At 41.5% G+C, this 16,241-nt stretch carries 17 protein-coding genes and 7 tRNA genes; 19 read left to right on the top strand and 5 right to left on the bottom strand.

Annotated features, from left to right (window positions below; translation table 11 throughout):
* The first annotated feature begins 3 nt into the window (after positions 1 to 3).
* The 5 genes from FTU44_RS07535 to FTU44_RS07515 all read left to right on the top strand — a co-directional run bounded on the left by FTU44_RS07535 (position 4) and on the right by FTU44_RS07515 (position 5,727).
* Complete coding sequence (locus tag FTU44_RS07535) at positions 4 to 1,893, top strand: M48 family metalloprotease (protein ID WP_100358068.1); 1,890 nt, start codon at positions 4 to 6, stop codon at positions 1,891 to 1,893.
* Positions 1,894 to 2,098: 205 nt separating this feature from the next.
* Positions 2,099 to 2,740 (top strand): hypothetical protein, encoded by a 642-nt coding sequence (locus tag FTU44_RS07530; RefSeq protein WP_180049985.1) that lies wholly within the window; start codon positions 2,099 to 2,101, stop codon positions 2,738 to 2,740.
* 21 nt (positions 2,741 to 2,761) lie between these two features.
* Positions 2,762 to 3,730, top strand: coding sequence for a D-glycerate dehydrogenase (locus FTU44_RS07525; protein ID WP_180049983.1), 969 nt, complete (start codon positions 2,762 to 2,764; stop codon positions 3,728 to 3,730).
* A gap of 86 nt (positions 3,731 to 3,816) precedes the next feature.
* Complete coding sequence (locus tag FTU44_RS07520; protein ID WP_218949980.1) at positions 3,817 to 5,259, top strand: M48 family metalloprotease; 1,443 nt, start codon at positions 3,817 to 3,819, stop codon at positions 5,257 to 5,259.
* A gap of 108 nt (positions 5,260 to 5,367) precedes the next feature.
* Positions 5,368 to 5,727 (top strand): hypothetical protein, encoded by a 360-nt coding sequence (locus tag FTU44_RS07515; protein ID WP_004729945.1) that lies wholly within the window; start codon positions 5,368 to 5,370, stop codon positions 5,725 to 5,727.
* Between the two features lie 70 nt (positions 5,728 to 5,797).
* Here FTU44_RS07515 and FTU44_RS07510 read toward each other — a convergent pair whose 3' ends face one another.
* Positions 5,798 to 6,244 carry a GatB/YqeY domain-containing protein gene (locus FTU44_RS07510; protein ID WP_004729943.1) on the bottom strand — a complete coding sequence of 149 codons (447 nt, stop codon included), beginning with the start codon at positions 6,242 to 6,244 and terminating at the stop codon, positions 5,798 to 5,800.
* 33 nt (positions 6,245 to 6,277) lie between these two features.
* Complete coding sequence (gene rpsU, locus FTU44_RS07505; RefSeq protein ID WP_001136722.1) at positions 6,278 to 6,493, bottom strand: 30S ribosomal protein S21; 216 nt, start codon at positions 6,491 to 6,493, stop codon at positions 6,278 to 6,280.
* 146 nt (positions 6,494 to 6,639) lie between these two features.
* Here rpsU and tsaD point away from each other — a divergent pair, with 146 nt between their 5' ends.
* Both tsaD and FTU44_RS07495 read left to right on the top strand, forming a co-directional pair.
* Positions 6,640 to 7,656, top strand: a complete 1,017-nt coding sequence (gene tsaD / locus FTU44_RS07500; RefSeq protein WP_074382964.1) for a tRNA (adenosine(37)-N6)-threonylcarbamoyltransferase complex transferase subunit TsaD — start codon at positions 6,640 to 6,642, stop codon at positions 7,654 to 7,656.
* Positions 7,657 to 7,992: 336 nt separating this feature from the next.
* A complete protein-coding gene (locus tag FTU44_RS07495) occupies positions 7,993 to 8,307 on the top strand; it encodes a hypothetical protein (RefSeq protein ID WP_141667071.1) in 315 nt (104 codons plus the stop codon).
* Between the two features lie 39 nt (positions 8,308 to 8,346).
* Here FTU44_RS07495 and FTU44_RS07490 read toward each other — a convergent pair whose 3' ends face one another.
* Positions 8,347 to 8,886 (bottom strand): hypothetical protein, encoded by a 540-nt coding sequence (locus tag FTU44_RS07490; RefSeq protein WP_074382963.1) that lies wholly within the window; start codon positions 8,884 to 8,886, stop codon positions 8,347 to 8,349.
* A 199-nt stretch (positions 8,887 to 9,085) separates the two neighbouring features.
* Here FTU44_RS07490 and FTU44_RS07485 point away from each other — a divergent pair, with 199 nt between their 5' ends.
* The 3 genes from FTU44_RS07485 (at position 9,086) to FTU44_RS15195 (ending at position 10,166) form a co-directional block, all read left to right on the top strand.
* Positions 9,086 to 9,721, top strand: coding sequence for a hypothetical protein (locus FTU44_RS07485; RefSeq protein ID WP_074382962.1), 636 nt, complete (start codon positions 9,086 to 9,088; stop codon positions 9,719 to 9,721).
* A 166-nt stretch (positions 9,722 to 9,887) separates the two neighbouring features.
* Positions 9,888 to 10,025: a hypothetical protein gene (locus FTU44_RS07480; protein ID WP_157797501.1), complete on the top strand. Its 138-nt coding sequence runs from the start codon at positions 9,888 to 9,890 to the stop codon at positions 10,023 to 10,025.
* A 6-nt stretch (positions 10,026 to 10,031) separates the two neighbouring features.
* Positions 10,032 to 10,166, top strand: coding sequence for a hypothetical protein (locus tag FTU44_RS15195; protein ID WP_257222781.1), 135 nt, complete (start codon positions 10,032 to 10,034; stop codon positions 10,164 to 10,166).
* A gap of 389 nt (positions 10,167 to 10,555) precedes the next feature.
* Here FTU44_RS15195 and FTU44_RS07475 read toward each other — a convergent pair whose 3' ends face one another.
* Positions 10,556 to 11,434, bottom strand: a complete 879-nt coding sequence (locus FTU44_RS07475; protein WP_159137925.1) for an ATP-binding protein — start codon at positions 11,432 to 11,434, stop codon at positions 10,556 to 10,558.
* Positions 11,435 to 11,622: 188 nt separating this feature from the next.
* On the opposite strand from FTU44_RS07475, the gene FTU44_RS07470 reads away from it, so the two are divergent.
* The 9 genes from FTU44_RS07470 (at position 11,623) to FTU44_RS07430 (ending at position 15,572) form a co-directional block, all read left to right on the top strand.
* Entirely contained in the window at positions 11,623 to 13,134 is a 1,512-nt protein-coding gene (locus FTU44_RS07470) for a DUF3336 domain-containing protein (protein WP_180049981.1), read from the top strand.
* Positions 13,121 to 13,942 (top strand): protein kinase, encoded by an 822-nt coding sequence (locus FTU44_RS07465; RefSeq protein WP_180049979.1) that lies wholly within the window; start codon positions 13,121 to 13,123, stop codon positions 13,940 to 13,942. Before FTU44_RS07470 ends, FTU44_RS07465 begins: the two co-directional genes overlap by 14 nt.
* Before the next feature lie 107 nt (positions 13,943 to 14,049).
* Positions 14,050 to 14,134: transfer RNA gene (locus FTU44_RS07460), tRNA-Leu, on the top strand.
* A 33-nt stretch (positions 14,135 to 14,167) separates the two neighbouring features.
* Positions 14,168 to 14,241: transfer RNA gene (locus tag FTU44_RS07455), tRNA-Trp, on the top strand.
* A gap of 38 nt (positions 14,242 to 14,279) precedes the next feature.
* A tRNA-Leu gene (locus tag FTU44_RS07450) sits at positions 14,280 to 14,364 on the top strand.
* A 402-nt stretch (positions 14,365 to 14,766) separates the two neighbouring features.
* Positions 14,767 to 14,852: transfer RNA gene (locus FTU44_RS07445), tRNA-Leu, on the top strand.
* Between the two features lie 405 nt (positions 14,853 to 15,257).
* Positions 15,258 to 15,342: transfer RNA gene (locus FTU44_RS07440), tRNA-Leu, on the top strand.
* Positions 15,343 to 15,375: 33 nt separating this feature from the next.
* Positions 15,376 to 15,449 (top strand) — tRNA-Trp (locus FTU44_RS07435).
* 38 nt (positions 15,450 to 15,487) lie between these two features.
* Positions 15,488 to 15,572 (top strand) — tRNA-Leu (locus FTU44_RS07430).
* 159 nt (positions 15,573 to 15,731) lie between these two features.
* Here the strand turns inward: FTU44_RS07430 and FTU44_RS07425 are convergent.
* Positions 15,732 to 15,935: a hypothetical protein gene (locus tag FTU44_RS07425; RefSeq protein WP_005096596.1), complete on the bottom strand. Its 204-nt coding sequence runs from the start codon at positions 15,933 to 15,935 to the stop codon at positions 15,732 to 15,734.
* Between the last annotated feature and the right edge of the window lie 306 nt (positions 15,936 to 16,241).

Here is a 16,241-nt window from a genome sequence, read left to right as displayed (position 1 = left end):
ACATTGCGCAACGTAGGATATGATTTTATAAAAAACAAGAATATCGTATTGCCTGTAAGCTTCTGCTTGATTGCTGTGCTGTTAACTATTTTTATTATCAATACCGTTGTTGGTCTATTCGTTTTTTATGTTGATTCTACCCAGTCTATTTTCTGGCATATGCTCAGTCCTTATCTGATTGCGTTGCTGTTATGTGTGATGCTGATCTCGGTCATCTATGAATTTTATCTTTTCCGGAATGGCGGTTATTCGCTGGCAAAACAGATGGGTGCGCGCCGTCTCAGCCCGATGGAAAGTATTCCTGAGGAAAGTGCGGCACTGCAAATTACCCAGCAGCTGGCCGATACCTTTTTAATTGAACCTCCGGCGGTGTATGTACTGCCCGATGAAGTTGGAGTTAATACGCTGACGGCGGGTTTTAGCCCGCGAGATACCGCGATTATTCTGACTTGGGGTGCGGTACAAACTCTGGATAAAGTCGAGCTGTATGGTTTACTCAGTCACGAATTTAATAAAATTCTGTCGGGTGAAACTGCGGAAAATACCCGCTTAAAAATTTTGTATAGCAGTTTAACCACCTTTAGCCAGTGGGGCAGCAAAATTGCCAAATCTGGTTTCTATCGAACTGATATTCGACGTGAAAATAAGTTTGAAACCTTTTATGTCGCAATTGGCGCAGTAATCTGGCTGATTGGCAGTTTGGGGGTATTGATCACACGCTTTATTAAATATATTTCACTGGGTGGACGCACTTTTAAGAATGACCAGAAAACTCGCCGCCTGATTCAAAATGATGCCAATATCCAGACTTTACTCAGAATTCATGTGCATCATTCCGGTTCGCAAATCTATAGTGAATATGCCGAATCCATTTCCCATATGTGTTTTGCCAATTCCTTGAGTCCGCAAAACTGGTTGAATATTCACCCAAATATTAATCAACGAATTTATGAATTAAATCCTGCCCTGATTCAGGATTTGCAGCTCGAGAACTTGAAGAAACTCAAGAATCAGCCTTTATTCAGTTTATTTCGTTCTCTGGAAGAAGTGGTGCCCGAGACTGCGATGAGCTGGAGTTCGCCACAGCCTCTGCCGTTGTTGCGTCTATCTCCAATCAGCTTTGCAATTAAAGATGCGATCAAGCCACTGAATCCAGAGCTGCGGCTGAGTATGCCGCGTCCGGAGTTGCTTGAACGTGCATTGCAGACGGCGACCGGCTCGCGTGAAGTCATGGTTGCCATTTTGATGATTCGTCAATATCGTGAATTTATTCCGACTGAGGCTGAGGTGAGCCGCGCCATTGTAGATTCACTGCTGAATCTGGATGGGCGGGTGCATATTTCGATTTTCCAGCAAGCTTGTAAGAATATTGGCGGGATGCCCACCACAGTTGCACGTCAGTTTTTGATGAAACTGGCACGAATTATTCAGGAAGATGGTGAAATTGGCTTGCTCGATGCCTTATTGCTGGAATGTGTCAAATATGAACTGAATCTATTGCCCGCACATATTCCAACAGCTTTGGATGAAGTTAAGCCCCAGATTGTGCGTCTGATTGATGCCTTGTTGCATGTGCAGCAGATTAATAGCGGAAACCAGCTTGAGGTTCGCGAACGCATTTTAAACCGGATTTTGTCGGCTCGAGAATTGGACTTATACAATGAAATTTCTGATGAGCCGATTGATCTGGCGGAAATTCTGAATGATATTGCGGGACTTTTACTGCGTGAACGTCTCGGGATTTTGGGTATCGCAGAAGCCTGTTTGTGGAGCGACCGTATTGTGACTCAGGACGAACTGGATGTGATGGAACTGCTTTATTGGCGCTTGGGTTTTGAGGCAGAGCAGATTATTCAACAAATGTTGAAGAAAAACAGTTTAACCATTATGTAAAAAAGAAGACAACAATTCACAGTTTGAAACTGCATCTGTTATAACAGAGGCAGTGATTTAATTGAGTATTAAAAGTACAGTTTTTAGCAGGCAGATCGACTTTGTATTAGAATCCATCAGGATAAAAAAGAAAAGCGGAAAAAGTTCGGCAAAGTAGAGGCAATCCGGCTAAAATGTTCAGCCTGAAATTGGTGATGATGAAAAGATGATAGGGCATCAGCGTGACATACTGGCAACATTAGGAATTGATCTCTGGATTCCTAGGGACAGCGCATGTCAGCCACATCAGGTCTCGATCTGGCGTGATCAGGCCGCACCAGAATTTCACAGTGACATTGTCTTGCCTCAGTCCAAGCAGCCCGAGGTATTTACAGATCTATCAATTCCTGAGCCGGTTATTCAACCCGAAGCTGAAGTCATGCCTGTGGTATCAGTGCCCACGCCAGTACTGGTTCAGGAACAGCGTGAAATCATACAAATTCCGCCATTTAGTTTGCAGATTTTAAGTCTGGCCTATTGCAGTATTGTGATTGATGCGACTGCAATGACTGAAGAAACCCAGAATTTATGGACGAATATCCAGCGTGCAGTGGTCAGCGAGTTTTGTGAGCTGAACTGGCCATTTCCTTGGGCCAATGTTCAGGATGGGCGCGGTGTGGACTCTTATATTCAGGGTTTTCTCGATGGGATGAGTGCCGAGAAAAATATTATTTTTTTGGGAACTGTACCTTATATTTCAAATAGTAAAATAATCCAGTTGGCTTCTTTACAGGAAATGCTAGATCAGCCAATTCTGAAAAAATGTTTATGGCAGTTTATGCAAAATAGGTCTGCCAGCTTGAAATAATATGAGTTTGGAATAAAAAATATGAAACAAAAAGTGGTTGTATTTAGTCAGATCGATGCTGATATTCAAAATAAACTTGAACAACATTATGATGTCGCTTATATACAACCCAAGTTAGGCGATGTGAACCGGCAGCTTTTGCAGGAGGTTCAGGATGCCGATGGCATGATTGGTGCAGGTCGATTGCTGAATCGTGACAATCTGGCGACTGCCACCCGGCTTAAAGTCATTTCTAGTGTCAGTGTCGGTTATGACAACTATGAACTTGATTATTTAAATGAAAAAAATATCTATCTCAGCCATACCCCGCATGTACTGACTGAAACCACGGCAGATCTGGCTTTTACATTGCTGATGTCTGCGGCACGTAAAGTGGCCTATCTGGATCACTGGACCAAACAAGGACAATGGCAGCGTACTGTTGGTGAAGCACAATTTGGTCTGGATATTTTTGGAAAAACTTTAGGTATTATCGGTCTGGGTCATATTGGAGCTGCAGTTGCACGTCGTGGTTTTTATGGTTTCAATATGAATATTTTGTACCATAACCGCCGTGAAAAACCAGAATTGGCCCAAGGCCTGAATGCACAGTATTCTGACTTAGATGAACTATTACAGCGTTCCGACTTTGTCGTTATTGCGGTTGACTTAAATGCTGATTCCAAAGCGCTGATTACAGCGGCTGAGTTGGCAAAAATGCAACCACATGCGGTATTGGTGAATATTTCACGTGGCTCAGTCATTGATGAGCAGGCTTTAATTGACGCTTTAAAAGCCAAGCAGATTTTTGCTGCTGGTCTTGATGTCTATCAGAAAGAGCCTTTAAAAGAATCTGAATTATTTCAGTTGGACAATGTGGTTACATTGCCACACGTGGGTTCTGCGACGACTGCCACCCGTAAAAAAATGGCCGAATTGGCCTATCAGAATCTGGTGGATGCTTTAGAAGGGCGAGTGCCACGCTATGTGGTTAATCCTGAGTTTCAATAATATTAAATAACATTTTCTTGCGTATATGCCCATTTTTCAATGCTATATTCAAGGCAGCTTAGAACAATAGATTTAGAGATTTTTCATTGAAACGATTGGCGTTGGCGTGTGGCTTAACGATGTGCATGGTGACAGGGCATAGCTCTAGCCATGATTTTAATCAAGCGACTGCACACTTTTCTGTGCCTGATATTGGTACAGGCGTGGGTTTACTCGATCAGCAAAAAGAAAGAATGATCGGTGAAAAAGTCTATCGCGAAGTGCATAAGCAAATGCCAGTCATGCAGAATCCATGGCTGGAAGACCAGCTGCTGTCGGTATTTTCTCATATTCTCAGTCAGACTCAGTTACAACAGCCCATTGGTTTGCTGGTGATTAATGATCCACAAATTAATGCTTTTGCTGTGCCGGGAGGGCTGTTTGCTCTTAATGCTGGTTTAATCAATTCAGCCCGAAATATGGATGAAGTGGCGGGGGTGATGGCGCATGAAATTGCACATGTCACACAACGTCATTACAGTCGCTCTCAAGATGCTTTTAAGGGGCAGGGTTTGCTGGCATTGGCCGGAATTCTGGTCGGGGCATTGGTGGCCTCTCAGGCGGATGGTGATGCGGGTGCTGCGGTGATGATGGGTTCGCAAGCCGCGTTGATGGATAAACAGCTGACTTATAGTCGTAATCAGGAGCGTGAAGCAGACCGAATTGGCATGCAATATATGTATCGTTCGGGCTATAACCCGCATAGTATGGCTGACTTCTTCGAAGTCATGCATCGCTCGACCAGTCGCTTAAGCTTCCTGCCGGATTTCTGGTTCACCCATCCACTGACGACTGAGCGTATGAGTGAAGCACGTTTGCGTGCCAATCAGCTGCCTGCGGTCAAACCTAAGCTGAATGATCAGGACTTTGAGATTATCAAATGGTATAGCAGGGTGCTGTCTCACCAGACCAGTGAGGAGCAGCTCAGTTTGATGAATCGGCAGAATAATTTTGCCGGTCAGCTTGCTTTGGCTGCCTACCAGATACAGCAAAGTGATTTTCAGGCCGCACAGGCTGCTTTAGATCAGGCGAAAAAGCATAACCAGATGCATCCTTTATTGGTCTTGTTTCAGACTGATATTTACTTAGGTCAGAACCAGTTGAATGCAGCGCTGAAAAGTGTGGCTTCAGCAGCGCGAATCATGCCGGAAAACCGCGCGCTCAATTATAAATATGCAGAAGTCTTGATTCGTGCCCAGCAACCAGATCAAGCTAAACAGATTGTACAAAAATTTTTGAATGCCAATTCCCGCGATGTGAGCGGCTGGCGACTGATGCAACTGGCGACCAATGCAGAGCCTGCATCGGCAATCAAGGCCGCCAATGTGCTGCGTTATCGTGCAGAAGTAGAATACTGGTCCGGTTATGAGGAAACTGCCATCAAGTCATTATTACATGCACAGCGTACAGCGAAAAATAATCAATCTTTATCGGCAACCATTAACCAACGCCTGAAACAGATGCAGCAGGCACGTCAATATAAAATTTAAGCCTTAGTCAGGTTTTAAGCTTTTTATATCAGGATGATATGGTCAGGATATACTGAATCGGGCTACAATCTTTTTTAATGATCAGTGCGATTAAATCTGAAGCATGCTATGAAGAAAATATTATTGGGCATCTGTCTATTGGGGTGGAATTATGCGGTATTTGCTGCGAGTGCTGTTGAGTATGTAGATGCGGTAGAGCGTATTAATACTGACTATAAAAAGGAATCGCGTCAATTCTTGGGTGGTTTGAATCCGCAGCAACAAGGTTTTAGCGCAGCACAGAATTCACATTTTTGTAGTATTGTGCAACGTTATGCCGATCGCTTGTATCAGGCGGCTGACCAAAATCGTGCTTATCTGGATCGTCAGTTTCAGAAGATAACTAAACAGGATGTGATTATAGAAGTGAAATCTTCAAAAGAGATGCAATTGCTGAAACGTTATCAGGTTGACTGTTATTTGCAATAAGAATACGTTAAGAACTGTCTTTTATAAAAAGTCAGTTCAACGTTAAAGATCGAATATTAGAGAAGTGGGATTAAGCAAGTTTCGCTTTAATTTTAGCTGAAACTTGTGCAGGATCGGCGCGCCCGGCTATGAGCGGACGCAGAGAATTCATCACCTTACCCATATCTTTCATGCTAGTAGCTTCTTGCGCTGCAATCGTTTGCGCAATGATGGAATCAAGTTCTTCCTCAGTCATAGCTTCTGGTAGAAATTGAGATAATACCTCAACCTCGGCTTGTTCCTTACTAGCTAAATCTTCTCGACCAGCACCATCAAAGGCCTTGATCGATTCTTTACGTTGTTTAATTTGTTTTTCAATGACCGCAAGAACTTGAGCGTCGTCAAGTTCTTTGCGCTCATCGACTTCGATTTGCTTAATTGCCGCCTGTAGACCACGTATGACCGTCAGCTTGGACATTTCTTTGGCACGCATTGTTGCTTTCAAAACATCCGTGATTTGGTCTTTTAAAGTCGTCATTATTTAATCCAGGCAGTCAATCACAAATTAATCTTAGTAAAGGCGAGTCGTACGTACTGATTCACGCGCCAATTTCTTTTGGTAGCGTTTAACAGCAGCAGCTTTTTTGCGCTTACGTTCTTGAGTTGGTTTCTCGTAGAATTCACGCTTACGTACGTCAGCTAGAACACCCGCTTTTTCGCATGAACGTTTGAAACGACGGATAGCTACGTCTACTGGTTCGCCTTCTTTCAATTTAACTTGTGGCATGAAGAATCCTCATAAAGTTATGGATAAGATCGCAGGCCGAATGCCTGTGATCACAAGTGAAGGTCAGTATTTTACTCATTTACATCTCATACCACAAGCATATAATAGTGACTGCAATAGAATTGATACAGGTTATAGGCAGTTTAATGATCGTTTTAGGCTTGGAAACGTCGTGTGATGAAACAGGACTTGCGCTGTATGACAGCGAGTTGGGTTTACGCGGACAGGTGCTTTATAGCCAGATTAAACTGCATGCAGAATATGGCGGTGTGGTTCCAGAGCTGGCGTCACGTGATCATGTGCGTAAACTGATTCCATTAATGAATGAATTATTGGAGCAAACTGACGTCAAAAAATCGGAAATTGATGCCATTGCATATACGCGTGGGCCAGGTTTAATGGGCGCATTAATGACAGGTGCGTTGTTTGGTCGAACTTTGGCCTTTGCACTGAACAAACCGGCAATTGGTGTTCATCATATGGAGGGGCATATGCTCGCACCATTATTGTCTGAAACAGCGCCAGAATTTCCATTTGTGGCGCTGTTGGTCTCTGGTGGGCATTCACAGCTGATGGCAGCCTATGGCATTGGCCAGTATGAATTGCTGGGTGAATCGATTGATGATGCAGCCGGAGAAGCATTCGATAAAGTGGCGAAAATGATGGGTCTGCCCTATCCAGGTGGGCCAAACATTTCCAAACTGGCTGAACAAGGCAATCCTGCTGCTTTTGCTTTCCCACGTCCAATGCTCCATCAAGGGCTGGAATTCTCATTTAGCGGTTTAAAAACTGCTGTATCTGTACAAATGAAAAAACTGGGTGATGAAAACCGTGATGCAGATATTGCAGCAAGTTTTCAGGAAGCCATTGTCGATACCTTGGTTAAAAAGTCAGTCAAAGCATTGAAACAGACGGGCTTGAAGCGCTTAGTGATTGCCGGTGGTGTCAGTGCCAACAAGCGCTTACGTGAGCGTTTAGAAGCAGATTTAGCCAAAATTAAAGCGACTGTTTATTATGCAGAACCGGCACTTTGTACTGATAATGGCGCGATGATTGCCTTTGCCGGTTATCAGCGTTTGAAAGCAGGGCAGCAGGATGGCTTGGCGGTAACCACAACGCCACGTTGGCCGATGACGGAGTTAAAAAATCCTGAAGCGGTTTAAAGATAGATAGGAAAGGGGCGGAAAGCCTCTTTTTTATTGTCTTGGTTTTATTGAGTAGAAATTTTCAACAAATAATAAATTATTTTGACTCTGCCATAGTAAGTGTTTTCTTACAGATACCGTAAAATGGTTTAATCATATAGGAATCCCGCTCTATGATAGGCGGAATTAAGAATAAATTTAATTTTTTATAAAAGTGTACAAATAAAAAATATTTTTTATTTGTCTTATTTTTGATCATTTATGGTTTTAAATAAATAGAATAAAATTAAAATAGGGAGAGTGAGTGTTTTTATTGGTTATCTTCGCTTTTAAGCAAAGATTAGAGTAGTTTAAATGAATATATCTAAATATTTTTTTATTTTAGGTCTTGGTTTGTCTGCTATTGTTAGCTTTGAAACCCAAGCATACAATTATACATCAAAAGGGGTGGGTGCAGACAGAAGTAAAGCATGTAATCAAGCTGATGAGAAAATTCAACGTGGTTCGACTACTTCAGGTTGTATATGTTCAAATATTCAACAAACCTATTGGGTTTGTAAAATAAACTATGATAAGCCTAAGCCAGTTGTATATACTGCACCTCCGATTTATCAAGCACCTGCTCCTACACGACGCTCATATAATTTCAGTGCACCAGGTGTGTTATAAGTAAAAAAGGCACTATGTTTAACATAGTGCCTTTTAAACTTAAAAACCTGTTCCATTCGCTGGATCACATTTTTGCTTAAGAAATGTCATGGCATAGTTTACACGTGTCGCTATATCTTCACTTCCTAATGAAAAAATAGTGTATGGTTCATTATTTTTTAAGCGTATAGAAACAAGTTCTTTAGATTGTTTAACTTCTAAAACCTTTCCCCAATCAATTCCATTTTCGGTACTCCCTAGTCGTAAGTCAGGTCTTAGGGATACTACCGGTTCAACCATTGAACCACCATGATAAACTCTCAAAGATAAGCTATTATTATCATAATTTATTTTGCTAATACAACGATCAATAGTAGTTACGTTGGTAATTTTACTATAGCCTTCGAGTCGTGCTGATCCATCATGCTCATCAGCCATATCTGAAAAATATTTTTTTAAATCTCCAGATTGGATACCTTTGTCTGGTAATATAATCGTTAAAAATTTTTGTGCATTTGCTACAGTTTGCTCTGCTGCTATAAGTGGTGTTGTAAATAAAAAACAGCTGGACATAATAGTCAGAGACTTTAGGTAATTCATGTATAAAAAGCCAAATAAATAAATCGTTTTATTTTAAAATAAAACTCCTCTACTTTAAAGATTAGTATTTTTCTTTTTTTAGCAGTATTAGGTAATATATAAATACAACTTAAAAGCTTGATTTTTTGATTTTCAAATGAAGAAATATTTAATTTATATATCGTTCTTTACCACCACAGGTCTTTCTGCAGAATATGTAATGATTGGACCTCCTTCTGGAGAGTGGGGGCGAACCTATGGTGAAACTTATCAAAACTCGGTAAAACAAAAAGAAATTCAAAAACAGGTCGATTTGTTGGGTAAACACCGGACAGCAGAAGCTCAAAAAATGGTGGATCTTGCAGACGCAGCGCGTAAGGCAAGAGGTGAGAATACTGATTCAGTAATTAAAAATAATGATCAAAAAAAATCAGAAATTAAAAAAGAACAGTTAAGTTTAAGTGAAAAAGAAAAGGAGCTTAAACGTAAACTGGCTCAAGTCGAGAAAGAAGAGCAAGAAGCAAGAAAGAAAATTGAGTTATTACAATATCGTAATGCAGTACGTAATGGAACCAGTGTAGGTGCACTTCGTTGTGGGAGTTCAGGGCGTCCACGTGTGCATTTGGTGGGTGTAGTTGGACGTGCAACACGACCAGATCACGTGTATTCGGATTGCCGTTTGAAGCAGGTACAGTATCGTTGTCGTGGTGAAGGAAATTGGCAATTTTATACAAATAATTTATGGGTCTTAAGTAATGCATGTATTGGTATTGGTGATGACGTAATAGTAAATGTTCACTGTGATGCTGAACAAGTTGAAGTGCGACCAACACAATTTAGCTGTGATATTCACTAAGTTATATCCAGTAGCACAATATTCAGCTTTTATCTGTCAACTCATTTTATGAGGAATGGCAAATCTATGTATCATGTTTAGTTTCAAGGTTTTGATTAATAAGATAGTGTTTTTCAAAGAAGTATTGGAGAATTTAAAAATAAAATGAATGATAAAGGGATCAAGAATGATTCGTCCTGCGACAATTGAAGATGTGGCAGTTATTGCACAAGCGCATGTGCAGAGCGGGCAAGAAACCTGTCAGCAGATGCTCTATCTACCTATTTTGGCGGAATATAAGCTAGATACACGGCTTGCTTTATGATTGCAGGTGCTCAAGCTCAATAACCATATTCTATTGGTTACAGAAGGAGCAGGGCATATTCAGGGCTTTATTGATGTTTCGCTAAGTGAAGCAAAAGGCATTGCCAAAATTATAGCGTTATATGTATTGAAAGCTGCATAAAAGCGTAGGATTGGTCGAGTCTTGTTTAAAGAGGCATTAAAAGATATTCACCCAATGCAATATCCATAGATTTTACTCAATGTTTATGATCAGAACCCAGTCTGTCAGTTTGATGAACATATGAGAGCAAAATGCATTACTGCTGAAGATGTTAGCAATGAAGGTAAAAATCTCAAGGTTCTACATATCTATGGGACCGCGATGCATTTGCTGATTTAGATGGTTTGATTTAGTAGATTCAGAGTAAAAATTGCATGATACACAAGATAAAAGACTCGGCTTTAAAAGTCCGAGTCAGGTATTATGGCAACAACATGGTGTTGCACTTCAAATGCGAATCTAAGAAGGCCCAAAGCGATATTTACGTTGAGCCTGATCTTTTGAATTTTCTATTGTTCCAGATTATTCAACTGAGTTGCCCCAATCCAGTGTTTCGAGAACTGATAAGCGGCACGGCCTGAGCGTTGACCGCGTGCCTGACACCAGCGCAAGGCTTCGGCTCGGGTTTCCGGGGTCAATTCCATCTCAGCCTTTTTAAGATAATGCTCTACAATTTCCAGATATAAATTCTGATCCATTGGATAAAAAGACAGCCATAAGCCGAAACGGTCAGATAGCGAAATCTTCTCTTCAATTGCTTCCTGAGGATGTAGCTCAGTATATTGCGGAACATCGACCCGGGTGACAGGCGTATTTTCATGCATAAATTCTGGCAGTAAATGGCGGCGGTTACTGGTTGCATAAATCACAAAATTACTCGAACCCGATTGCAATGAACCATCTAATACACTTTTTAAACTGCGATAATTTTCATCTTCTGCGTTAAAGGCCAGATCATCGCAATAGACAATAAACTTTTCAGGGCGGTCTACAATCAGTTTTTGAATTTCCGGAAGTTCTGACAAGTCATCGCGTTCAATCTCAATCAGGCGTAAACCTTGCGCTGCGTATTCGGTCAGCAGGGCACGAACGATAGAGGATTTACCGGTGCCACGCGAACCAGTCAGCAAGACATCATTGGCAGGCAAGCCATTTAAGAACTGTAAAGTATTCTGGATGACTTTTTCTTTTTGTCGCTCAATCCCTTTTAAATCGGCCAGTTCCATCTGTCTAAGCTGATGAATGGGCTTGAGTTCACCCTGTTGCCATTTATAGGCATGTGCAGAAAAATCAGGAGCATGTTTCAGCTCGGGTAGGCTTTGCTGAAGTTGCAGCAGAACAGTCGAAAGGGTATTCAAGATATTGTCAGGTAACTCAATTTTCGCCATGATCTCAGCATTACAGATTTAAAATTATGTCTAGGATACTATCACCCTAAAATTCACAGTCAAAGCCTGAAAAGTGTGATAATTTGCTTAAAGCAGAGAATTTTCGCTATTGTTGTTATGAACAGATCGGTGCATATTTTCTACGCAGTGCAAGATGAATGAAAAATACAATATAGGGAAGAAGGCAGATGCTGTTTAAAGATTTTACTCAGGACATTAATCCACATCAGGCCTATCGTATTAAAAAACTCAAGCAGCAGCTGCAACAAGCTGAGTCCTATGAGGAATGGAAATATATTGCGCTAAAAATAGATGAAGAATCCGGGGCGCAAGAATGGAAATTCGACAATAGCTCTCCCTATTTTGATGCAGAAGTTATTGCGCATCGTTTGGGTAAATTAAGACGCTATAGACAACAGAAACGTACCCACGACCTGATGTATATTCTGCGCGAAGGTCTAAGCTACGATATCGCCAATATTGCCCATCCTTTATTGTTCACCGAAGCCTATGTCGGCACCAAAAGAATTATTGAAGATTATGTGGAGCAGGTTAGTCAGGGGCTGGCACATATCGCTTCAACAGACTGTAGCTGTTTAAATATTGAAGAAAAAATTGAATTTTTTAAAGGCTGTCAGCGTGCCTATGGTCAGCCGGCCCTGATGTTTTCCGGTGGCTCGACCTTGGGTCTGTTTCATACCGGCGTTTGTAAGGCTCTGATGGAGCAGGATTTATTGCCAAAGGTCATGTCAGGTTCTAGTGCAGGTGCCATCATGACGGCAATGTTGGGTGTATCCAAACCCTCGCAGTATGTCGATCTTTTGAAGGGGCATAATTTTTTTCATGAGGCTTTTCATTTCCGAACCATGGGTGAATTGCTGAAAGGCAATGGAGGTCTGGCAGATGTCAAATACCTGAAAAAATTTCTGGTCGAAAATTTAGGCGATCTGACCTTTGAAGAAGCACTCAAAACCTCAGGTCTGCATATCAATATTGCTGTTGCCCCTTATGATTCAGCACAGGATGCCCGTATTTTAAATGCCTATACTTCTCCGGATGTGCTGGTCTGGAGTGCGGTCTTGGCCTCTTGTGCAGTCCCTATTCTGTTTCCGCCAGTACGTTTGACCAGTAAGCGTTATGATGGTGAATATACCCCTTATATGGGAGCAACACGTTGGGTCGATGGCAGTGTACGCAGTGATTTTCCACAGGAAAAAATGGCCCGGCTGTACAATATCAATTACACCATCGCCAGCCAGGTCAATCCGCATATCGTGCCATTTATGCAAGATGATGTCGCACGTTTCCGCAAAGGTACCTTAAGCTGGCCACAACGGATTGTACGCCGTCAGGGTGCGGTGATTACCAAAGGAATGATGGATTTTGCCCGGGAACATGCCGGAAGCTTGCCACCTGTACGCCGCATACTCGATCACGGCTATGGGGTGGTCGATCAGCGTTATTATGGCGATGTGAATATTGTCGGTAAATATAGCCTGCGCCACTATAGCTATATGCTGCAAAATCCACGGCCCTATCTCTTTAAAATCTTGCAGCGCGAAGGCGAACGGGCCACTTGGCCAAAAATTTCCTTAATCGAGACTCAGGAACGGGTGGGGAAAACTATTCAGCATTGTCTGGAACTGCTAAATTATCAATATACTGCTGATCCAAAGCCTGAATATATTGCAACCACTTAATTTAGATCATCTTGATACTTTCGATTTTCAACCAAGAACCAAAACCCGCAGTCTGGGTTTTGGCCGACGCCTGTATTATGCTGCGGGTCAGCCCGCATTCTGGCTAAAAACTCAAGTGTCGACTAAATCTGACAGCTCAATATCATCTCCGCATGCAGAGCTGGGCTGGCAGCAGGAGCTGAATTTTTATCAAACGCATAGCCGTTCGAGTGATCTGAACTTTTTCCTTCCCCATCAAATTATTCAACAGCTATTCACCATTCAACATGAACAATTTGAACAGGCTTTGATTCTGGTCGATGCACCAGCACATTTTCAGATCATGCCAGATCAACTTTCTGTAACGCAGATTCGACAACATTTGCTGCAAGCGGTAGAACCTTTACTCTGCCTGCAACAGCTGGGCTATTTACATGCGGATTTAAAGCGGGAGCATTTTGTTGATGCTCAGGGCAGGGTATGTCTGCTTGATTTTGAACAAGTGCAAGCTCTGGATCAGAAAGTGGATGAGCTGAATGCCACACCACGTTATATGGCACCGGAATTATTCCAAGGAAAAGCCAAAAGCTTGCAGAGCGAAGTTTATGCTTTGGGCGTGATTTTTTATGAATGGCTGAGTGGACAGCGCTTGCAGGCAACTGACTATCTGGATTGGGCGTTTTTACATTGTCAGCGCCTAAAAGTTGAGTTGCCTGAACAAATTCAGATTTTTGAAAAGTTGTTAGCGCTGATGCTAGGCAAGCAAAAACAGCATCGGTTGGCAGATTTTAAAGCGGTTAAACACTACTTAGTGACTGAAATCGAATGAGAAAAATACAATAAAATCGGGATTGTTTCTTATTTAATCAAACGAGTGTTTTTTTCTTATAAACGGCTTGTCAGCTGGAAATGATCTCTATATTATACACAGCCATTGGGGACGTGGCGAAATTGGTAGACGCACTGGATTTAGGTTCCAGCGCCGCGAGGTGTGAGAGTTCGAGTCTCTCCGTCCCCACCAATTTACTTGAGCAATTGAGTAAACTGGCCGAGTAGAGGATTGGTGTAATGGTAGCATGACGGTCTCCAAAACCGTTCGTCAAGGTTCGAGTCCTTGATCCTCTGCCAAAGTTTGAAAAAATCCAACGCTAAGTTGGTACCCTGATGGGGACGTGGCGAAATTGGTAGACGCACTGGATTTAGGTTCCAGCGCCGCGAGGTGTGAGAGTTCGAGTCTCTCCGTCCCCACCATCATATTAAAGCAAGGCTGATGCCTTGCTTTTTTATTGCCTGAAATTTATACCAGCTTTTTTAAGCTGTAAAATTTTGCTGTCTTTTACGCATAGGTTTAGTCTGTTAAAGAACGTTAGAAAACGGGTCAATGCTCAGGAAAGGGCAGAACTTCAGGAAACTTTGTTTTATTAGATGCAATAATTGATATTATGCAAGTCAGCTAAAGTCTAAATTTGAATATGTGATTCTCCTGTGGTGCGTATTGATCTTATCTGTTTCGATGAAACTAGGCGACAACAGTGCAAATAGGTCAGTATTTACGCAACACTGAATTAATTGTTTAAATTTTGATATAAAAGTATTTTCCTGCTACAGAATTGCTTGTGAATCGGGTCTGATCGCTATAATATACACAGCCATGGGGATATGGCGGAATTGGTAGACGCACTGTGTTCAGGTCGCAGCGCCTTCTGGGCGTGAGAGTTCGAGTCTCTCTATCCCCACCATTATATTGAAGCAAGGCTAATGCCTTGCTTTTTTATTGCCTGAAATTTTATACAGCAATTTTCATTGATCTTATTCTTAAATCCTTATTTTGCTTGATAGAACGTGTGTGACGGAAGTTATATAAAAAGCATGGTTGCATTATTTTGAATGCCGAGGCCATAAAATATAAGGCTTGATCTGTAGTTTGTTTTTTATACATTTTGGTTTTTATGACACAAAATAAAGCTCAGACCTTTTAAAATACTGAATTTGTGGTTTCGTCTTCAAAGAGTCAAATTGTCTTGATAAATTTTATCAAAAGTAAAAAAATATAATTAACTGTTTAATTTCTAGCGGAATAGAATGTGATTGCTTGTAAAATCGCTTGTCAATGACGGTCTATCTCTATAATATACACAGCCATTGGGGACGTGGCGAAATTGGTAGACGCACTGGATTTAGGTTCCAGCGCCGCGAGGTGTGAGAGTTCGAGTCTCTCCGTCCCCACCAATTTACTTGAGCAATTGAGTAAACTGGCCGAGTAGAGGATTGGTGTAATGGTAGCATGACGGTCTCCAAAACCGTTCGTCAAGGTTCGAGTCCTTGATCCTCTGCCAAAGTTTGAAAAAATCCAACGCTAAGTTGGTACCCTGATGGGGACGTGGCGAAATTGGTAGACGCACTGGATTTAGGTTCCAGCGCCGCGAGGTGTGAGAGTTCGAGTCTCTCCGTCCCCACCATCATATTAAAGCAAGGCTGATGCCTTGCTTTTTTATTGCCTGAAATTTATTTAATCAAGATAAAAAGAAAAGCCCATCGAAACGGGCTAAAGATTGGAGAATAGAGTTGCTGAATCAGTGGAATAATTTATTTATTTTTTTGATTGAAAATAACCTGCATCAGGCTTTTAAATGATCTTCAAATTCCTCACCCAGCTGGATCGCGAGTGCATTGCCGGCCAGATCACAGGTGACCAGACCGTATTCTTTTTTGAAACTGAAACTGAAACCACGATCATCAGCCAGGGTGCGTACGGAATATCCTAATTTTTCTAACCATAGTCGAAATGCAATCAGATTTTTAGCTTTAACCACTTTTTTCACGAGATCACTCCTTCATCATTGTTCTATCTTAAATAAGGGTGAGAAATTTTGTTTTAAAGGGCAAATTCCCATATTTAATTAATTTAATCTAATTTGAATGTTTAGTGAACATCGTATGCTCGCTAAAGAAGCAGTTTATGACTTAAGTAAATGATTTTTATCATATTGAATAGGTTGTAACTAAATATTAAGTTTTTATAGCATGTAAATAAACTTAATTATACTTTAATTTCAAAGGCTTATTTTGCTATTGATCTAAATTTGAACTTTATCAACGCCATAAAATGTAAGAATAAGGGAATGCCG

Origin of the sequence: Acinetobacter sp. YH12105, assembly GCF_013419095.1 — a bacterium.
Taxonomy (GTDB): Bacteria; Pseudomonadota; Gammaproteobacteria; order Pseudomonadales; family Moraxellaceae; genus Acinetobacter; species Acinetobacter pseudolwoffii.
Note: the sequence above shows the minus strand (reverse complement) of the source record. Positions and strands in the feature narration are given on the sequence as shown.